Here is a 17,435-nt window from a genome sequence, read left to right as displayed (position 1 = left end):
AAGTTAATCCCACTACATTTGTTATTAAAATTATACTTTTTATTTAAATATTGAATTGCCATGCCTATTAAGATAGTCGATTTGTTTGCAGGACCTGGAGGGCTTGGAGAGGGATTTTCAGCTTTATCAAAAGGAAAAATTTTTAAAATTTTAATTTCCGCAGAAATGGAATCTTCTGCGCATGAAACATTGAGACTTCGTAGTTTTTTCAGACTAATACACGATGATCCTAAAGCAATCGCCAATTACTATGCTTTTTGCAATGGAGAGGCAGAATATCCATTTAACATTCAATCCCAAGCTGCTTGGGATGAGTCAGGATTAGAAGCTAGACAATTAACGCTCGGTGATCCGACTGATAATGCAATTTTGGATTCCGTGCTTGATGCCAAGCTTCCCGTTAATGATAAATGGGTCCTCATTGGTGGCCCACCTTGCCAAGCATATTCATTGGTTGGCCGATCTAGAAATATTGGCACTGCAGACTACCGTCCAGAAAATGATCATCGCCATTTTTTATATAGGGAATACCTAAGGATTATCCGAGATCGGAGACCCCAAGTTTTTGTGATGGAAAACGTAAAAGGCATTCTCTCATCTAAGGTTGGTGGTAAAAAGATTTTTCAAGATATCCTGCGCGATCTATCTGATCCTGATGGCGTTTTTGGAGAATCAAGAGTTACCCCGGGTTACCGGATTCATTCTCTCGTGACGAGTACATTTTACGAAAGTGGAATGAATCCGACCGACATTGACCCGCGAGATTTCATTGTCAGGTCCGAAGAATTCGGTATTCCACAGGCACGTCACCGTGTCATTTTGCTAGGTGTTCGTACCGACATTAAAGCAAATTTTACTAGGCTCATGGCACAACCAAAAATAAGTGTGCGGGAAGTTCTTTGTGATCTTCCACCATTGCGTAGCAGAATAAGCAAATGTAAGGATACATCTGACGAATGGGCTGCCGCTGTTAAAACTCATTTAGTTGAGCTTGCAGAAGACGCACAACAGAAAGACATGAAAAGTTTAGCGGCTTCATTAAGACAGTCGGCAATGTCAGTAAGAACAGGACTACAATGGGGAGCACTGCGTTTTCCACGCAAGAAAATTATTGAGATAGAACCACACGCTGCGACTTGGTATCTGGATTCAAAGCTAAAATTTTGGCTTAATCATGAAGCCCGTAGTCACATGACAAGCGATCTTCGGCGGTATGGCTATGCCGCAACTTATGCAGCTCTTCATGGACATTCGCCGAAAGGTCATGCGGAATTTTCGCTTGCTGGTTTAGCGCCGAATCATGAAAATTGGGAAAGTGGAAAATTCTCAGATCGTTTTCGCGTACAGCGTTTTGACGCACCCGCCACAACAGTGACAAGCCATATTGCGAAGGATGGGCATTACTTTATCCATCCTGATCCAACACAGTGCCGCAGCCTTACTGTGCGTGAAGCTGCCAGACTTCAGACTTTTCCCGACAATTACTTCTTTCAGGGAAATCGAACCCAGCAATATCATCAAGTTGGGAACGCAGTTCCACCAAGATTAGCAATCATGATCGCGAAGATAGTAAGTGAAATTCTTGTTTGATTGAACAGGTTCTAGTTCATTGTGTAACTAAGCCTGCTTAACATAACCTTCCTCAACCAGCTTTTCATGTATCTGCCAAATCTGCGCGCATTGTTTTTCAGTTGGCATTTTCACCGGGATTTTCGATGCCAACTGAAGGAGATCCGATTGTATTGGAGTGAGTAATTTCTGCTCATTCGCCCAAACTCTCAATTTACCCCATTGACTGCCAGGAATACTAATCACGGCGATCTGGGTGGCAATTCCATTATCAGTCTTCTGAACTTCCTTCGCTATTTTTGCTGCATTGCTGACGGTACGCAAATCTTGTAGTGATGTGAGCATTGCGCTACTAAGTGCAATTTTTGATGATTTGATCTGATCCCAGCATGCCTGCATTTTTGCCCATTCCGTCACGTTATCTTTTGGTCGCTCAGGGTCAGTCAACATCTCGAACACACGTTTTGCAATCATTGCAATCTGATCGACAACTGCATTTGAAACTGATTGCTTGTCCCAGATACCGCGCAGATCCATTTGTTTCCCTAGCGCCTGTTCGGCGATCATGTCGTGCAATTTAGCCAATGAATAAGTTACAATATTTGCTCGGTAACCACCTTGATACCATGCTTGCTGCTTGACCAGCAACTCAGTACGTCTAAACAAAATCGCAAGTGCGGCAAGGTTGCGAAAATAATCTTCATTAAATTGCTTTTCGTCTTCATTCCAGCATTTTGCTATCAAATCAGCGAAAAGCATGAAGTTTTTCTGGGCGCCCATACTGACCTTGTTTGGCATCCCCCGCCAAGTATTTTCTAGTTTCGCAATATCTGTTTTCGTAAGTAATTGGGACTTTGGATTTTGAAGCTCAAATTGACGTTTCTGAGCTGGTGTCAATTTTGTCTGTTCATTCGCATACTGACCACGTGCACGCTCGTAGAACCAATGCGTACCGTGCTGCGCACCACCTGCCGGAGTTGCAAAAATTCTTCGTGAAAATTCCTCTAATCTGATGTGATAAGGATGATTTGCAAAGAAATCAGCATCACTTACTTTATTCTGACTATTGGCATATCGTGCTATTTCTGGAATGAGTTCACCTGCTTTATCCGGTGGTAAAACGGAGAGTTTCATTTGTACCATTACCTGAGATAAATCAGCTCCATCTTTTTTCCCAGAAGTCCCTCTTCCTGCCATTGCAAGCGAGGCAGTGGTTTGTCCGCCATTTACAATCTGAAGGTTCGTAGCGCTGACAATTCGCATGCCTAATGCTGTCTGCTCCATGACAATGTCTTCCGCAGTCGCCGCGATACCATTATTAAAGGCAAAAAACATCTCTGGTTGGTTCTTGATTGTAAGTTGAATTTTTGCATTCACTTTACCTTTTGTACTTAGAAAAGAGCGAACATTACCTTCCAATAAACGACTTCCATAACGATCGTAAATTCCTGCCAAGGTCAGGCCAGGTATCATGCATAGGTAAGCCTGATAATCACCATCTGAAGATGCGGCAGCCAAACATGGAAGGCCATTGCCGCCAAATTCAGCGAAGTCCACGATTAATTCATCACGCCCAGTTGCAGAAAGATGCGCAGTATGAAAGCGCACAATATCCCATATATGCAATTCGGTTGGAGTACCGCTGATGTTTTCTTCAGGCCAGTCCTTGGCCTTTGTTTTCAGTATTCCGTCACTTGCCAAGTAAAATCGGTACTTGGTGATTTTGGGATGCCAAGCCATCAAATCTGATGCCAGACCATGTGCTGGGTGGCTTTCTTCAATAGAGCCATCCGTAAGTTTCCCTTGCAAAGCCTCCTCGACAAAAGCACGTAACATTCCGAATGCCTTTACAGTATCCGAAGTATTGAAGGACGGCACGAAATCGTCATTCGAAAAATCTGCGACAAGCAATGCCAAGGAATTATCTGCTTCATCAAAGGCATATCCATCGATTTTAAGTTTTTTCTTTCCGCTAGTTCCTTCAAAACGGCAAGGTTCAAAGTCTGCAAATTCTTCTGCGTCAGATAACCTGTCCCCGACTTCATCGACAAAACCAGCGCGATTAAAATCTTGATTTGATTCTGCGCGAGCCCGCACGGTTTCCAAAAGGTCTATTCGAAATTCTTCAAGTGTCATGGATGATCCTTTTTTTCTGCAAATGAAGTGGTGTCAATTCGGTGTTTTTCGCATTCTGACAAGCAAATGTCATAAACTACATGGCTTACACCTTGGGGAAGTATTGCACCAGTGATACATGGAAATCCATCGCCAACGACGAACATGGACATTGATTTTTTAATTAAGGTTAAAGCGCCATATTCCACGCGAGATATATAGTCTGCCGTAGCGAGATTTGCCTCGAACCGTTCACTACTGTCATAATCTTCAGCCAAAAGCGCTCTGATTTCTTCAACCAATGTGGCGAGTGTAAACGCACCAACAGCGTCAATCGCACTGTCGGCGAGTTCATAGACAACCAGGTGTATGACTCTTGTATTTGTTTGAAGTTGGGATTCTGAAGATATTGTGACTCTATTTGCATCTGGTCGTATCGTCTTGATTTCCCATGCACTTTCAGGTATTTGAAAATCTTGATTTGCTTTTTGGGGACCAACCCAAGCTTTCACAGCATTTGATTTTCCTATATCAAACGACAAATGTTGAAGAAAAAGTAGTTCGCCGCACAGTCCGCGAATTTCAGATTCATTTAGCATATCAGGCATTCCATGTTCAAGCAGCCTTCGCCAGTTCCCCAAGCGTTTTAATACGTAACTCAATGACTTATCCGCAGGAAAACCGGTGGAGCGCGAAGACTCGATCAGGTCTTCGCACAACATCGAGAACATAGGTGCTAACGCCATGTTTTCCAGGGTCAACAGGAGGGACCATTTACCATCATCGCGTTTGAATGAGCGAATACGAATTGCGCGCATGTCACGAATCGTGGGAGGAATCTCTGGGGTTACCAAAAGCAAAAGCCTGAAATTATCAGCATCCTTACCGAGATAAAAATCCATCAAATGGTCAGCATCATAAAGCTGAAATACGGCACGTAACGGATCAGATCCGAGCGCATCCCACCTGGTATCAAATTTATTCGCCATCGTCATCTTCTACGTCATCATCATTTACAAACTCGCTTGCCATCATGTTGCGCAATTCAACCAAGTTAATTCTGTACCTCACGCGTTGGCTGGCAATATCAAGTGAAGGGAAAATGAGTCCAATAGCAATAAGGGCTTGGCATTCGTCAGGAAGCGGATAGGCCATGCCTCCCGTTCCATGTGTCGGTTTCATTAGATGCAGCAACAATAACGGTCTTGTCCTCTCTTCGCGATACGCATGTCCTGGAATATTTTTCTTGTCAGAATTTTTGGGAATCGCTCTGAAATTTTCTTCAGCTTTTATAATTTCATTCTCTGTTAATCCGATTTTTTCATCTGCTGCCGTACCAACACGCATTTTTTTTGCGTTTACTAAAATAGACCGTTTATCTCGCTCTTCCAAGATTTTTCGCCTACGCATATTTACTGCGACTCCGGGAATCAGGTTTACGATGTCCTCTTCACCGCTTGGTATTGCGACGTCCCAACTCAAAAGTTTCTGATCGTTGGATGTACCTATAAAGTCTGCCAAGCCATCGGACTGCAATTTAAGATTAAGCGGATGACTCTGGAATCGTCTTAAAAATTCAACTACGAGCGCTTTGTCAACGCCGTGCCATACCGGAAAATTGTATGTCGATATTTTTTCCGCCGAACTAGCGACAATTTGTTCTGTGAATTTTTGAGCCGCCACAAAATTGTTTAGTATTACAGCTGGGTCTTGCAGAAGCCGCGTTGATTCCAAGCCTTCTTTACTAATGGACATCATGTGAATGATTTCCTCCGAGGCGCGCATCTTATTCCTCGCGGTAATCAAAAGCGATTCAGGATGCGCCCTCACCCGAAGACCAAAATCGATTGGTTTGAGTCTTGACAGTTGCATGCGTCGGATTTCATCTCTTAGTTCATCAGTTGCATCCGCAATATGGGAGTACCAGTTAGCAGACTCTTCACTAATCCAGATACGAAATAGATCAATGTATCCATTTCGATATCCGAACCATCTTCCCATCTGTAACAGTGCATCATACATCTGAGTTCCGCGATGAAAATAACTCACGCAGAGCCCTTCAAGAGTCAAGCCACGAGCAAGGCTGTTACCACCCACCGCAATTACACGTAAGCCATTTTGCTTGTAAAGCGTATAGTCAAGACTGGCAGCTCCACTTTTTTGATTTACCGATCGAACTTCCATTGGCAAGGTTGCGGCGGTCAGTGCAGCTTGTACCTCATTCCAAGTAGTTCCTGAACCTGAATATTCACGCATGTAAACTTCGTGTAAAGCCGCAAGCGTGTTATTTTTCAACGCTTGCATTTCGGGTAAGGATGCGTAGTTACGAATGTCTTCCTGCATTTTTCGCAAAAGACCATCGAGTATGTCTCGCACCTGATTCTGAATGAGAGTGAAGTGACTGACGTTGATTAGCATCGATCGGTGCTTTGGCATTTCGTTGCGCAAATCCATAATGGCATTAACTACCAGAAAACATCGAACGGCATCATGCATGGAGTCCGGCACCAGATTGACAACGCTATCGGCTTTTTGTCCCGCTGGAAAAGCAATCTCCGCGTCATTAATATAGCGCAGACAATCAAGAGGCGATTCTTCGCCAAAGATTAACTGAGCTCCAACGTAATTGGTCGGGGCATCAAGTGCGTAGATGAAGTCACGAGGAAAAAGATCGTCGCCAACCATGTCATCAGTCGTATCAGGATTAATGAATACATTGGCGAATGGTGTCGCGGTGAATCCAACGTAACTAGATCGTTTAAACACCTTCAGAAGACTGCGAATGCTGGAATTGATTGCAGTAGCCTTCGCTAGGTTTGTATTGACGGACGCGTTGTCTGCCTCATCATCTATCAAGAGGAGTGGCAAATTAATTTCTCCTCCCTGATTTGCGTTAAAGGTAATTAGCCAGTCTGTTAAATTTTCAAGAATTCGTTTATTCTTTTTCACGACAAGCAATACAGGCTCGTTGTAATCCTTGAGTTTGAATCCAAGTATATTCACAGTTGCTGCTTTAAAGTCACCAATTGTAGAAGTAAATACACCCGCTGCACGGGCACTATTGACTAAACCAACACCGATTTCACGGCGATGGCGGTTACGGTTGACCACTCCTGAACTATCGAGACCAACAAATCCCGCATCTAGTCTCTCTTGGGTTTGACGGCGTAAACTTTCCAATGTACCTGTCAGCAGAATCACCAGTTTGTAACCGGCATCTGCTGCCTTACATATAAGTCCCGTGTAGTTAGACGTTTTCCCCGATTGCACGTCTCCCATGACCAGACCGCGTCTTGGCCAGCCGGATTCCGTTCCAGGGTCTCCCATCAAGTCCAAAATCTCGTCAGTCACTTTGTCTAGTGAAGTCACGACCTTCGGTCCCCATCCTTGCTTGCGTAAATCGGTTTGATAACGCGACCAATAAAAAGGGTCAATTTCTGCCTTCCTCGCTTGTAACCACGGAGCATGGTCATCTACGACAAAACTACCTATGCCCATCTCAATCGTTAATGCTTCATGGAGACGTCTAATGACCTCAATAAACTCTTCATCAGTAACAGAGTAAAGCGGAATTTTCCGCAAATGCCCTGCAAGCTCAAGAATGTCGTCTTCAGTAGGAATGCCATCGACCGTCAGAGCAGTAATGACACTTAGCTCTAGCCGACGTGCATTATCGGAAAAAGTGCGGAGATTTTTCTTATTCATGTTTTTTGATTTCTTCAACAATTTTTCTGGTTACTTCAGGGTGCAAATTAAATGGCTCAATCAGATGCAAAGTCGTAAGTAAATTTTTCCTTAATGGCGAATTTCTTTCGATGTCTGCAAAAATTGCCTCCGCCATTTCCTTGAGGCGACCTGTTACTTCGTCACCATTGAACGATGATCTAATATCGGATGCCATTCTTGAATAGAGCGCGTCAGCTGGAAATGAACTTTCGATAACTGCGAGCACGGCATCGAATGCTGCCGCTTCGAGTTTAGTTAACTGGTTGGTAAATGCGTTAAGTGAAGGATGGTTGCGATTGATGTCAAAACGCACTCCATCACGATCAAGTATTTCATTCCAACCTGGTGTGATGTCACCTCTGTCCGCCGAACGCCCTCGAAAAATTATCGTACGGCCACTGACATGACGTATGCGTTCAACAGTCCGGCGCAAATTAATTCTAACGGCTTCTGGGGGATGTGCAGCTGATTTTTTAATGTCCAACGTCCAAAGATGATCGAGAGAATTTGGAATATCGACTCGAACTCTAGCAAGCTTACTGAGTTCATCTTTCCTGGCTAGACGAAACCATGTTCCCCAGATGATGAGGCGCCGATTTCTATAAATATAAAACCCTTGCTGATTCCTTAGCCCATCGCTGCCTCCAGCTCGCGCCATTTCGGTTGGAGTCAGTTTGCTGGCGTGGGGAAGAATAAATGGCTTTACGACTATTTTGCTGCCTTCTACACTAAAAATATCATCATCAAGATGCTGTGTTGCCTTGTGATCTGTAAGAAAAGGATCAATCGCTGGCAATGCATTTTGATTGATTGAAAGTGATATGCGAGATCTTGTTGTTTCTGGACTAATGAACCTGTGAAATACCAGTGACAAATGATTTCTTGCCTGATCCATTTGTTGTCCAATGGCGCTATCTGCTGAACTTTCTCCCGCAGTAAGGCGGTCAAGATTTTGCCAAAGTACAATCGTGCCCTTTCCTTGAGAGCGCAATACTTCTATGTGTGGGATATTCGCAATATCGACAGGTTCCAGTTCTAGCATGACCCAAGAACCGCGCTCAACAATAACGTCAAGATCCCAACAGTAGGCGCAAAATTTGTCGTCTCTGAAGGAGATAACAGTTAGACGTCTGCACTGTGATAGGGATGATGTCTTCAGGCCAAGCCCATATCGCCCTAAATCGTCGCCATGTCTTTTTTGAAGGGGATTTGTACTACCATGGCGCATCGCACTTTCGAGTGCTGCTTTGGACATTCCATCACCGTCATCGATAATTGCAACGTAAGGTGCGTCGGTAGGACGAAATTCTATATTGATCCGTTTGGCTTTTGCCGAGATACTGTTATCAATGATATCTGCCAAGGCTGATTCGAGAGAATAGCCAATCGACCGCATTGATTCCAATAATGACGGCGCATGTGGTGGATTTTGTATTTCTTTCACAATCGGGGCACTGACGCAAGAAGAGGAGAAACTCTCTTCGCATGAAAGAATAAAGACTGCACATAGTTATATCTGTTAAACGGCAAGTTGAGTTCCAACGTATTCTTATTGTGTTTGTGAAATTATCGAATGATTAAAATATTAACATGGGGATATCGTTGGGTGCTTAAAAAATTGAACCCAATTAATCTTTTTTTTGAGTCGACTTGGCAAGTAGATAAAAGAAAATGACGAGAACGTTAGCCCATTATTTTTTCAATTGCCATATGTGATTCTGCGATCGCCTCACCTAGTGTAGTTGCTAAGCCACAGTCAATTTCACATTCGTCTTTACAAACCGACCACGCAAAACCACCTCGATAGTGATCTGGATTTAGTTCAATGTATATTTCATGGTCATGAAAAATTTCTTCATAACTTTCGTCACATGTTTCAGTTTTTTCGCTGCTCATTAATCGCTCCAATTCTTGAAGAAAATCTTAATCTTATTATATTCGACAAGTTATTTACTACAAACTATCATCAGACTCATAGCGAACAATGATTTTAAAATAAATAACATCGTTAATTTCTAGCTCATTACTCCCGTTCGTAATAATTATATTCATCTGACCTAAGGATATTGAATTAACGACTGTCAATCAAATTGGTTGTATTACTTAGGTATTGAACCGCACTCAAAATTCTTTGATAGCCGACTGCTCTTAATCATTGTCATGCTAGCGTCCTACTTTGAGTTGATGGTAGTTTACTCGCCGTCGAATATAAATAAGTTAACCAAGTTCGCAATGACCTTAGTTTCAGTAATCCTCTTGATATCTAATTTTGTAATTAGAACTGTTAATCCTACCAAATACTTACGCATAGCCGCTTATTAAGTTACTTGCCTTGCAAGTTAACTTTAAAGCAATCAAATAAACTGATCAACTACTAATGTCAATTATTAAAGTAAATTTTTATTTCATATACCTATGGTATGGAAGAAAGATTGTCATCAATGATTCATTGAAACAGTTAGTAGCATAGAGTAATAAGGTAGGCGCACTTACCCTTTCTCAAAAATCAACAAAATATTGCCAATCTCTTCTTCCATTTACAGTGGCATATCGGATCTCAAATCCAGATTTAGCCACTTAAACAGAAAACCTAAAGAGGTAGATCATGGCAAGTTTTCATTTAAGTATAAAAAGCGGGGAAAAAGGAAGTGCGGCAAATCATGCTGCGTACATCGCTCGCGAAGGTAAGCATGGCAAAGATGGTAAGCAATCAGATTTGATTGCAATTGCACACGGAAATCTACCTTATTGGGCGGATGACACCCCTACTAAATTCTGGGCAAGCGCAGATAAGCACGAGCGGGCAAATGGAGCCGCGTACCGGGAATATGAAGTTGCTCTACCATCAGAATTGACCGTCGATCAGCAAAAAGAAATAATCAATGAATTTATCCTGTCTGAAATAGGCCCCAAACCGTTTCAGTATGCAATTCACTCACCAACAGCAGCATTAGGTGGCAATCCCCAACCTCATGCTCACATCATGGTTTCAGACAGATTGCCCGATGACATAGATAGACCCGCTGAACTACACTTTAAACGCCACAATTCAACAGACCCTGAACTTGGTGGCTGTAAAAAAGACAGTGGCGGGAAAGATCGAGCGCAACTGCGAGAGGAAGTAATTAGCACCCGTGCAAACTGGGCGCGAATTCAAAATACGACGTTGGAAAAATCGGGACATGAGACGAGAGTCGACCATCGTAGCAATAAGGCAAGAGGTATTCAAACCACGCCAGAACGACACCTTGGTCACTTAGGTATTAAGAAAATGTCTTCAGAAGAAAAAATTGAGTACGCAGGACGGAGGAAGAGTAAATAACATGGCCTTACGCCCATTTAACGATGTGCTTCCTTAAGGCAATAATTCAAATGGGAATGTAGTATATGAAGGGTTACTTCAAAGCTACTTCCGCTATTAATAGCGGAAGTAGCAAATGCAATAACTCATCAATCTGTAGAATACCAGATCAAGAAATCTGCTTGATCGCGCGCAAGTCGATGTCCAACGTGTTCAATCCATCAGATTCCTTGTATCCTCGGCATCAGGCAGACGCCATGCTGAACGACCGTCACCTTTTTGCTTTTTAGCGACAAGCATAAGAATAGATTTGGCAGCTAGTAGCGTGCCATTTTTGACGTCGGCTTCTTCAGCAAGTTTTTCTATTTCAATCCGTAGTAGAGGTCCATCCTTGAGGACCATCTGCAAAAATTTTACTGCTAGATCCAATTTGCTCATTTTTTCAACCGTTATGCCACGATCAGCCTGATCTAGTATATCGTCAGCGGAACCAGTTAGCTCCCGGGTGACAACGAATTTTGGCGCTGTTTTTGTGCCGTTTTGACCAGGAACTTCGACTGACTTAATACAATATTCAAATCCACCATCCATTCTGCCCTTGTTTTTTGCGTGCACGAGAACGTATGTACCACCTGTCTCGGTTGGTCCGTTTGAAATTTTTGACAACAACATGGCAGCACGAGGCACTTGTCGCAACGCAGGTGGTCCTGCGACCCGTCGTAGAGCCTTCCTGCCTAATGAGTTTTCAACGGCATGTGAGACTCCCAGAACCGCACATGTCAGGAGTTTGGATAGCGCAGTTAAACGTTCATACGCTTGTCGTGCTTTGTGATTGGAATTTGGGTCGCCATCCACGGCAAAATATATCGGGTCGACAATTAACAGCCCAATATTATTATCAAGTCGTTCCGCCAAACCCATCAGGCGACTTATATCTCGTTCGTTGGAAAATGAGAAAGGAGAATCATCGCCAGGTCCAGTTTCACGACCGATGATGTGTACCTTGTCCAGATCCGCTCCAGCAGCCTCCAAACAAGGTTTGAGAACCGTTTCGAAGTCATCTTCTTGATTAATGATGACGACATGTCCCGCTCCTACGGGTGTCAATCCGGGGTGAAGTGAAAAGCTCGATCCTACGGTAACACCTGCCGCTAGCATACATTCGAGTGTCGTTTTACCTCCGTCGATTGGGCCAACCAAAATCGTCACTTCACCCTCTTCCAGCCAATCTGGATAAACCCAAATTTTTGGACGCGACTGGATATCTGATGCTGTATGCAAGTCCAATTTTTGGGATTCGCGCATCCGATTTTTTGCTTTCATGTTGTCAATGTACTCCGGATTACTCCATTTACAGTTCAGGAGGCTAAGCCCCTGTCGTTGATAATCCTGATGATATATTGCAATTTTTGAAGTATTTTTCTTATTATTTGATTCATTATTATTCGCCATATTTAGTCCTTAAAATTACAAGATCGGTCCAGATCGAAGCGCAGTGCCTAATTTAAAAATAGGCGGTATCACTTACAACGTGCAACAACAGAAACCTAACTAACTCAATCAGAAAATCTACATAGACTGCCAAAATTCAGCAAAAAAATACGATGATTTTGGAATATAATTTTTCTCTATTTAGTTAGTTAGTTGCCGTTTTATGTCCCAACTGATTGATATTTATCATTATTTTATCGCGAAACGTTTTCGACTAAAAAATGAGCTAGTGAGTTGTTTACCAACGCTCTAGTGAGTTGTTGTTGTTTCGAATACGCCCTTTTCCAGTTTGAACCGTTTAGCTTGTTGATATATTTTTGCAGTTCGACGGATCACGATCAGCTTCTTTGGTATGGTTCAGGTTGTTGAGGGCGTTACTACCCACACCATTACGACTGATGCTCACGCGTGACTCTAGCCAGGCTTGAACCTCGTGCTCAAGCCAGCCAACAGCTGCTGCCCCCAAGCGGATTTGGTGTGGAAAGCTGGGGTCGTAGCTTGGTGATTTCGGATCTAGCATGGCGTAAACATGTGCAGGGGAAAGACCAATACGCTGACAGAGCGCCTGTTTACGCAAGATAGAGAAGGGAGATTGGATAGATTGAATCATTTTTAGAACTCCTGATATATAATTGGACAACGAACCCCCATCATAAAAAATCTTTAGTCGGCCTAAAAGACGTCTGCTAAAAGAAAATTTTGGACATAAAAAAACCCCTCGTCAGAGGGGTCATGATGGCGGGTGAGGTAGTCGTATCAGGTCTTGGACTTGATGCGATGGACAAATCGCTCTGGATCAAGTTGAATCCATCCTTGAATAATTTTCGGAAGGTTGTCAGTTTTAAGTTGACAATCTTCAACAAATTTTGAATGGCTAAAAGTTAGTTTTTTTGCAACCTCATGAATGGCATTCGGAGTGGATGCCCAACCTTCGTCCGGTGCCAGACTAGTCAGCAATTCGGCAACTTTTTGCTGTACAGGTTCGCGTAGAAGATCCTTCCCAAGCCCTCCTGTGCGGGCTCGCTCCACAAATCGATCGTTGGGGTTGAGAATGAACATGGCGGGACTTGACCAATAAAGCCCTCGATCAACGCAGTACGACGCATGATTTAGATCATTTTTCGCCAACGCTTCGGCACCCTCTCTGGCATACACCGTTGCCATTACCGGTGCGCAAAAATGTGCATCGTAGCCATAGGCAGCGATAGCACGACCAGGATACTCACTTCGACACTCCAAGTCCTCTACAGAGAGTCCAGATTCTAGTGCTGCGCTAATTGACGCCTCTTGCTTTTTCCAATCTGAGTTCAGCGCATTTTCCACGATGTATTCACGCACACGTTCTTCAATGCTCGCCAGTTTTTCTTTCAATGTTTCACGAGATTGAAGCGTATCTGGATTCTGATCTTTTGAAAACCATGTATTCCAACCTCCATCAGGAGCCCGCTCACCTTGCATGACAAATATTTTGGGCTCAATCAAATCGGCTCGAGATAATTTCACCGATAACGTGAAACGCACGGCTCGCTTATCTTGCAGGATATTCCATATTTCTTTGACCTTATTTTCAGCTTCAATCAAGAATTTTGGTTTTTCCATTTTTATTTTCATTTTGCCCTCAACAAAGTTTTTAAGTGCGCTACTCTGAAGGTTGAGCCCTCATTGGAAGTTTACGCGATATGTCACACTTTGATTTTCATTCAAACTCAGCAACTTAGCCTCCCAATATTCGCCACCCTAATAATCAAAAATAGCGTCGTCACATCGACCGTGAGAGTAGCGTCATTGGCAAAGATAAGGTTCAGATCAGAAATGAGCGACCTATCATTGCTATCCTGCTGGGATGCGTCGCGTATTTTTTATCCAATAGAATCTCCTTCGACAAGAAATCAATTCAGCATACCTCTTTTAAGATCGGCTATGATGCGATCATTAAACTTTTATCCACTTAACAATCTACTTTAACCGAAAAAACATATTTGAATTTAGTTAAATTTTGGTGATTTCACACAAGTGCATTTGGTCATAACACATGTAGGATACTTATATATAACGCAGGTCATACAATTTAAAAAACTCATGCATTTTATAAAAGACTCATTTTCATGATGAATCCGATCGCATTATCGATTGCAAATATTTCTGGTCGATAGAAATTGTTTTCAAATATCCCAAAATCAATCGATTCCTTTATTTGATAGTAAAATACAATGGCATTGGGTTTGGTATAGTTATGCGAATATCGAAAAGTTGTACCGAATCGAGGAACCAACTATTTTTGCATCCATATTTGCATCCATATGGATTTTAATAAAATTTAATTCTACGTGCAGTAACGGTTTCAAGGCACATTGCGGTTCCGGCTCTCGCACCAAAAGAATTATAAGGCTCTCCTCGTGAGGGCCTTTTTTCTTTCTTGGAATTGTTTTTCATCGCGAAATTTAAGCTCTCGTCTTTAGCTTCACTGTGGCCGCGGGCTAACGCAACACTTTCTGGTCCTACTCCGTCATATTTGTCAGCCAACGATACTTTCGGCATTTAAATGCCTGCGCGATTTTATTTTGAAATCGCAATAACAAGACAAATTTATTTGTTGGTTCTTTTGTTGGTTCTTTTGTTGGTCCTTTTGGTGGCATTTCCGTTAAACACGTAATAAAAACCCACACTGATTTCACCATACTTTCTCTGCCTGCCGCCAACTTCAATTTAATAGTTTATCGGTACGGTGCTGCGAGCGGCTCGCCGATAAACACGCCTTGACTGGGCCAGGCCACACTTTTCCAATAGGCTTCAATTGCACTATCACCCGACAGATAGTGCTGAAGTAAGACACTTGCTTGAGGAAATTTTTGCCAATGATTGCAAGGCTCGGATACCGTTCCATAACTTGCAGTTGCGCCACTTTCTAGCCAGCGTAAACTACTCATTTGGCTTTTGCCTAATAGGTCACCACCGCTAGAAGTTAAATGATCGGCTAAAGCCCCCGGCATAAAATGTAAACTGTCTAAGTTTTGCACATGCGTCAATCCCGTCAAGTAAAACATCACGTCTTGCGCACCTTCAACACTGTCGCGTTGCAAGTTTTGTATCTGAAGTTTTTTCTGAGGTACTAAACCGGAAGAGGGAAAAAATTGTGCGCGTGAATTGCGATTCACATCCGAGGTCGTCAAAAAATACGCGCTCGCCGGGCGCACTGCAAAACTACTCATCACGCCGCGATCAATCAAGGCCTTTGCCTGTATCACCGAATCAGTCGGCAACAGCATCGCCAATCGCAGGCCCAACTCAGTAAATGGCAGCGAGGCGGAAGAATTGTAGTAGCGACTTGGCTTACCCACAGCACAGGTTTTCTTGCATTGTTCGGCATCGTAACCCAAGCTCAATGCAGATGTAATCGAATTGCACTCGACTGAGTAAGGCGCTGTCCACAACATCAGTATGGCTTGTATTTCCGGATATAACTGCGCCTCTATCTGCTGCCTAAGCTGCTCGAAGGCCAGCGCCGTCAAACGATGTGGGCTATTTGGGATATGCACGTGCACTATGTTTTTTTCAGGGATACTTCTGGCCTGCTTGTAATACTCCCCTATTGCAACACTATTTGGCTCATCATCATTAATTACAATGGCTAATTGTTGCGCGCTCAAGCCGCGCTGTTTGACTAATCTCCCTGAGCCAGTATCTGCAATTTGTGCAAAAAGCTGACTATGAAAAAAAACGAGGCAGATTGCAAGCGCAATGCGATCCTTAATAATTTTTTTCATTTTTTAGGGAATTGCAGATGAGGTATGAAACCTCAATGCTAATTTTTAACATCGACAGGGTAACAGAGAAAGAAATGAATTTGCTGTAAAAGGATAGTGACCGGGTAGATTAACTTGACCCAGTACCAAAACCGGTTGACTCCGGATTAATGAAACTATTCACTTGCGCCTTACGAATAAAACCTCCACTCTCAAGCAACTTTGAGATTTTTTGTTCTGCTTTGTAAGTTGACATAAACCGAAATTTTTTCGACATCGCCAGCACCCAGCTGCAGAATTTATGCCGCAACATCTTCGGCAAAAAATACAATAAGCGTAAGTAGTATCGCTCCAATTATTCGATGTATTTCTTAGTTCCTGATATTCAATAGAAAAGGGGAGGCAATAAACAGGAGATACACTTTTCCAGTCGGTAATGGGATTTTCTACAAGCCGGCAATGCCACGTTTAAGCGCATCGCCACTATTTTTTCCGATCAAATTCATTGCTGTGCTCGCGGTAGCAGATTTGGTATCAGGATCTGGGGTTGCCATTCCTTTTATTGGTGTCAGGTATTCAATTTTTGCATCTGAGCGCAGTCGCGCTAACTCGGCAAGTGAAGCCAGCTTAATACTCTGATCCAACAAAAACTGACCAATCTGGGGCTCAGCAATTTCTAAAGTAACAGGAACTTCTTTCACGTCATTAACGGTAACTAAGACGCTACGATCTCCTTCCTCCACTACCATCAATTGCCCTTTCTTCATCCCCTGCAACTTAGCCACCAACTCTAGCGGCATCTCCGAAGAGTTTTTTACCATTTTATTGCGTACAAATTCCACTTTATGTACGGTAAACCAAGTGCTTATATCATCAAGTGATTTAGATTCGCCAATCAAGATTTTGAGCTCATTGCTAAAATCATTTTTCGCAATAATCAGCTGACTCATATTAAATATTTTTCTTTGCGCGAAGATTTCTGGATGCTGATTAAAATACGCTTGAATTTCATCCTTCGTTGGCTTTGCGTTTGCGGCTAACCGTTTTTGCAGATAGGCCTGCGCCACAATTTGGGATTTAGAGCGTTCAATTGCTTGCATTACAGCAGGATCGCGATCGATTTTATCCTTCACTGCCTGCCCTTGTAGTAATTGCCTATCAATCAGAGACTCTAACAACTGCTTGCTTGCGAGTTCTTTCTGCTCAGGAGGAATCTGCACATTACTACGCATTAATTCATCATTAATTTGATGGACGGTAATTTCCTGTCCATTCACGACCACTAAAGATTGACTCGCCGGCTTTTCCTTCGAGCCGCACGCAGCTAAACAAATCATTGCCATCGCAAGGGTGAAAGCATTGAGCTTCCTGCAGCACCTATTTGAATCATTTTCAGTTAGACACAATGAGATATCAGCGTACATAGAGCACTTTCAAATTACGATAGAATAAAATTGCTTAGAAAAATTCAAAGGAGCTGTACGTCAACT

The 17,435-nt window shown here is 42.9% G+C and carries 13 protein-coding genes; 2 read left to right on the top strand and 11 right to left on the bottom strand.

Going from position 1 to position 17,435, the window contains the following annotated elements; all coding sequences use genetic code 11:
- The first annotated feature begins 60 nt into the window (after window positions 1-60).
- Window positions 61-1,590: a DNA cytosine methyltransferase gene (locus ACO0K8_RS11565; RefSeq protein WP_422946808.1), complete on the top strand. Its 1,530-nt coding sequence runs from the start codon at window positions 61-63 to the stop codon at window positions 1,588-1,590.
- A 27-nt stretch (window positions 1,591-1,617) separates the two neighbouring features.
- Here ACO0K8_RS11565 and ACO0K8_RS11560 read toward each other — a convergent pair whose 3' ends face one another.
- The 5 genes from ACO0K8_RS11560 to ACO0K8_RS11540 form a co-directional block, all read right to left on the bottom strand.
- Window positions 1,618-3,705 (bottom strand): AIPR family protein, encoded by a 2,088-nt coding sequence (locus tag ACO0K8_RS11560; RefSeq protein ID WP_422946807.1) that lies wholly within the window; start codon window positions 3,703-3,705, stop codon window positions 1,618-1,620.
- A complete protein-coding gene (locus ACO0K8_RS11555) occupies window positions 3,702-4,673 on the bottom strand; it encodes a PD-(D/E)XK motif protein (RefSeq protein ID WP_422946806.1) in 972 nt (323 codons plus the stop codon). The genes ACO0K8_RS11560 and ACO0K8_RS11555 overlap by 4 nt, the downstream gene beginning before the upstream one ends.
- Window positions 4,663-7,389: a Z1 domain-containing protein gene (locus ACO0K8_RS11550; protein WP_422946805.1), complete on the bottom strand. Its 2,727-nt coding sequence runs from the start codon at window positions 7,387-7,389 to the stop codon at window positions 4,663-4,665. Before ACO0K8_RS11550 ends, ACO0K8_RS11555 begins: the two co-directional genes overlap by 11 nt.
- Window positions 7,382-8,854, bottom strand: a complete 1,473-nt coding sequence (locus ACO0K8_RS11545) for an ATP-binding protein (RefSeq protein WP_422946804.1) — start codon at window positions 8,852-8,854, stop codon at window positions 7,382-7,384. The genes ACO0K8_RS11550 and ACO0K8_RS11545 overlap by 8 nt, the downstream gene beginning before the upstream one ends.
- 239 nt (window positions 8,855-9,093) lie before the next feature.
- Entirely contained in the window at window positions 9,094-9,306 is a 213-nt protein-coding gene (locus tag ACO0K8_RS11540) for a hypothetical protein (protein WP_422946803.1), read from the bottom strand.
- Between the two features lie 709 nt (window positions 9,307-10,015).
- Between ACO0K8_RS11540 and ACO0K8_RS11535 the strand changes: the two genes are divergently transcribed.
- Window positions 10,016-10,732, top strand: a complete 717-nt coding sequence (locus ACO0K8_RS11535) for a MobA/MobL family protein (protein WP_422946802.1) — start codon at window positions 10,016-10,018, stop codon at window positions 10,730-10,732.
- 192 nt (window positions 10,733-10,924) lie between these two features.
- Here ACO0K8_RS11535 and ACO0K8_RS11530 read toward each other — a convergent pair whose 3' ends face one another.
- The 6 genes from ACO0K8_RS11530 to ACO0K8_RS11505 form a co-directional block, all read right to left on the bottom strand.
- Window positions 10,925-12,163 carry an AAA family ATPase gene (locus ACO0K8_RS11530; RefSeq protein WP_422946801.1) on the bottom strand — a complete coding sequence of 413 codons (1,239 nt, stop codon included), beginning with the start codon at window positions 12,161-12,163 and terminating at the stop codon, window positions 10,925-10,927.
- A gap of 337 nt (window positions 12,164-12,500) precedes the next feature.
- Window positions 12,501-12,812, bottom strand: coding sequence for a helix-turn-helix transcriptional regulator (locus tag ACO0K8_RS11525; protein ID WP_422946800.1), 312 nt, complete (start codon window positions 12,810-12,812; stop codon window positions 12,501-12,503).
- Window positions 12,813-12,958: 146 nt separating this feature from the next.
- Window positions 12,959-13,813 (bottom strand): hypothetical protein, encoded by an 855-nt coding sequence (locus tag ACO0K8_RS11520; protein ID WP_422946799.1) that lies wholly within the window; start codon window positions 13,811-13,813, stop codon window positions 12,959-12,961.
- A 696-nt stretch (window positions 13,814-14,509) separates the two neighbouring features.
- Window positions 14,510-14,740 carry a hypothetical protein gene (locus tag ACO0K8_RS11515; protein ID WP_422946798.1) on the bottom strand — a complete coding sequence of 77 codons (231 nt, stop codon included), beginning with the start codon at window positions 14,738-14,740 and terminating at the stop codon, window positions 14,510-14,512.
- Between the two features lie 176 nt (window positions 14,741-14,916).
- Window positions 14,917-15,849 carry a TIGR03790 family protein gene (locus tag ACO0K8_RS11510; RefSeq protein ID WP_422946797.1) on the bottom strand — a complete coding sequence of 311 codons (933 nt, stop codon included), beginning with the start codon at window positions 15,847-15,849 and terminating at the stop codon, window positions 14,917-14,919.
- 542 nt (window positions 15,850-16,391) lie between these two features.
- Window positions 16,392-17,369 (bottom strand): EpsD family peptidyl-prolyl cis-trans isomerase, encoded by a 978-nt coding sequence (locus ACO0K8_RS11505; RefSeq protein ID WP_422946796.1) that lies wholly within the window; start codon window positions 17,367-17,369, stop codon window positions 16,392-16,394.
- Window positions 17,370-17,435 lie beyond the last annotated feature (66 nt).

The sequence above is a fragment of the Undibacterium sp. Ren11W genome (assembly GCF_049340485.1).
GTDB lineage: Bacteria > Pseudomonadota > Gammaproteobacteria > Burkholderiales > Burkholderiaceae_D > Undibacterium.
This window is presented reverse-complemented; position numbering and strand designations above follow the sequence as displayed.

Coding starts and splice junctions, on each gene's coding strand:
- ACO0K8_RS11565 (WP_422946808.1), top strand. CDS start 61: ATGCCTATTAAGATAGTCGATTTGTTTGCAGGACCTGGAGGGCTTGGA.
- ACO0K8_RS11560 (WP_422946807.1), bottom strand. CDS start 3,705: ATGACACTTGAAGAATTTCGAATAGACCTTTTGGAAACCGTGCGGGCT.
- ACO0K8_RS11555 (WP_422946806.1), bottom strand. CDS start 4,673: ATGGCGAATAAATTTGATACCAGGTGGGATGCGCTCGGATCTGATCCG.
- ACO0K8_RS11550 (WP_422946805.1), bottom strand. CDS start 7,389: ATGAATAAGAAAAATCTCCGCACTTTTTCCGATAATGCACGTCGGCTA.
- ACO0K8_RS11540 (WP_422946803.1), bottom strand. CDS start 9,306: ATGAGCAGCGAAAAAACTGAAACATGTGACGAAAGTTATGAAGAAATT.
- ACO0K8_RS11535 (WP_422946802.1), top strand. CDS start 10,016: ATGGCAAGTTTTCATTTAAGTATAAAAAGCGGGGAAAAAGGAAGTGCG.
- ACO0K8_RS11530 (WP_422946801.1), bottom strand. CDS start 12,163: ATGGCGAATAATAATGAATCAAATAATAAGAAAAATACTTCAAAAATT.
- ACO0K8_RS11525 (WP_422946800.1), bottom strand. CDS start 12,812: ATGATTCAATCTATCCAATCTCCCTTCTCTATCTTGCGTAAACAGGCG.
- ACO0K8_RS11520 (WP_422946799.1), bottom strand. CDS start 13,813: ATGAAAATAAAAATGGAAAAACCAAAATTCTTGATTGAAGCTGAAAAT.
- ACO0K8_RS11515 (WP_422946798.1), bottom strand. CDS start 14,740: ATGCCGAAAGTATCGTTGGCTGACAAATATGACGGAGTAGGACCAGAA.
- ACO0K8_RS11505 (WP_422946796.1), bottom strand. CDS start 17,369: ATGTACGCTGATATCTCATTGTGTCTAACTGAAAATGATTCAAATAGG.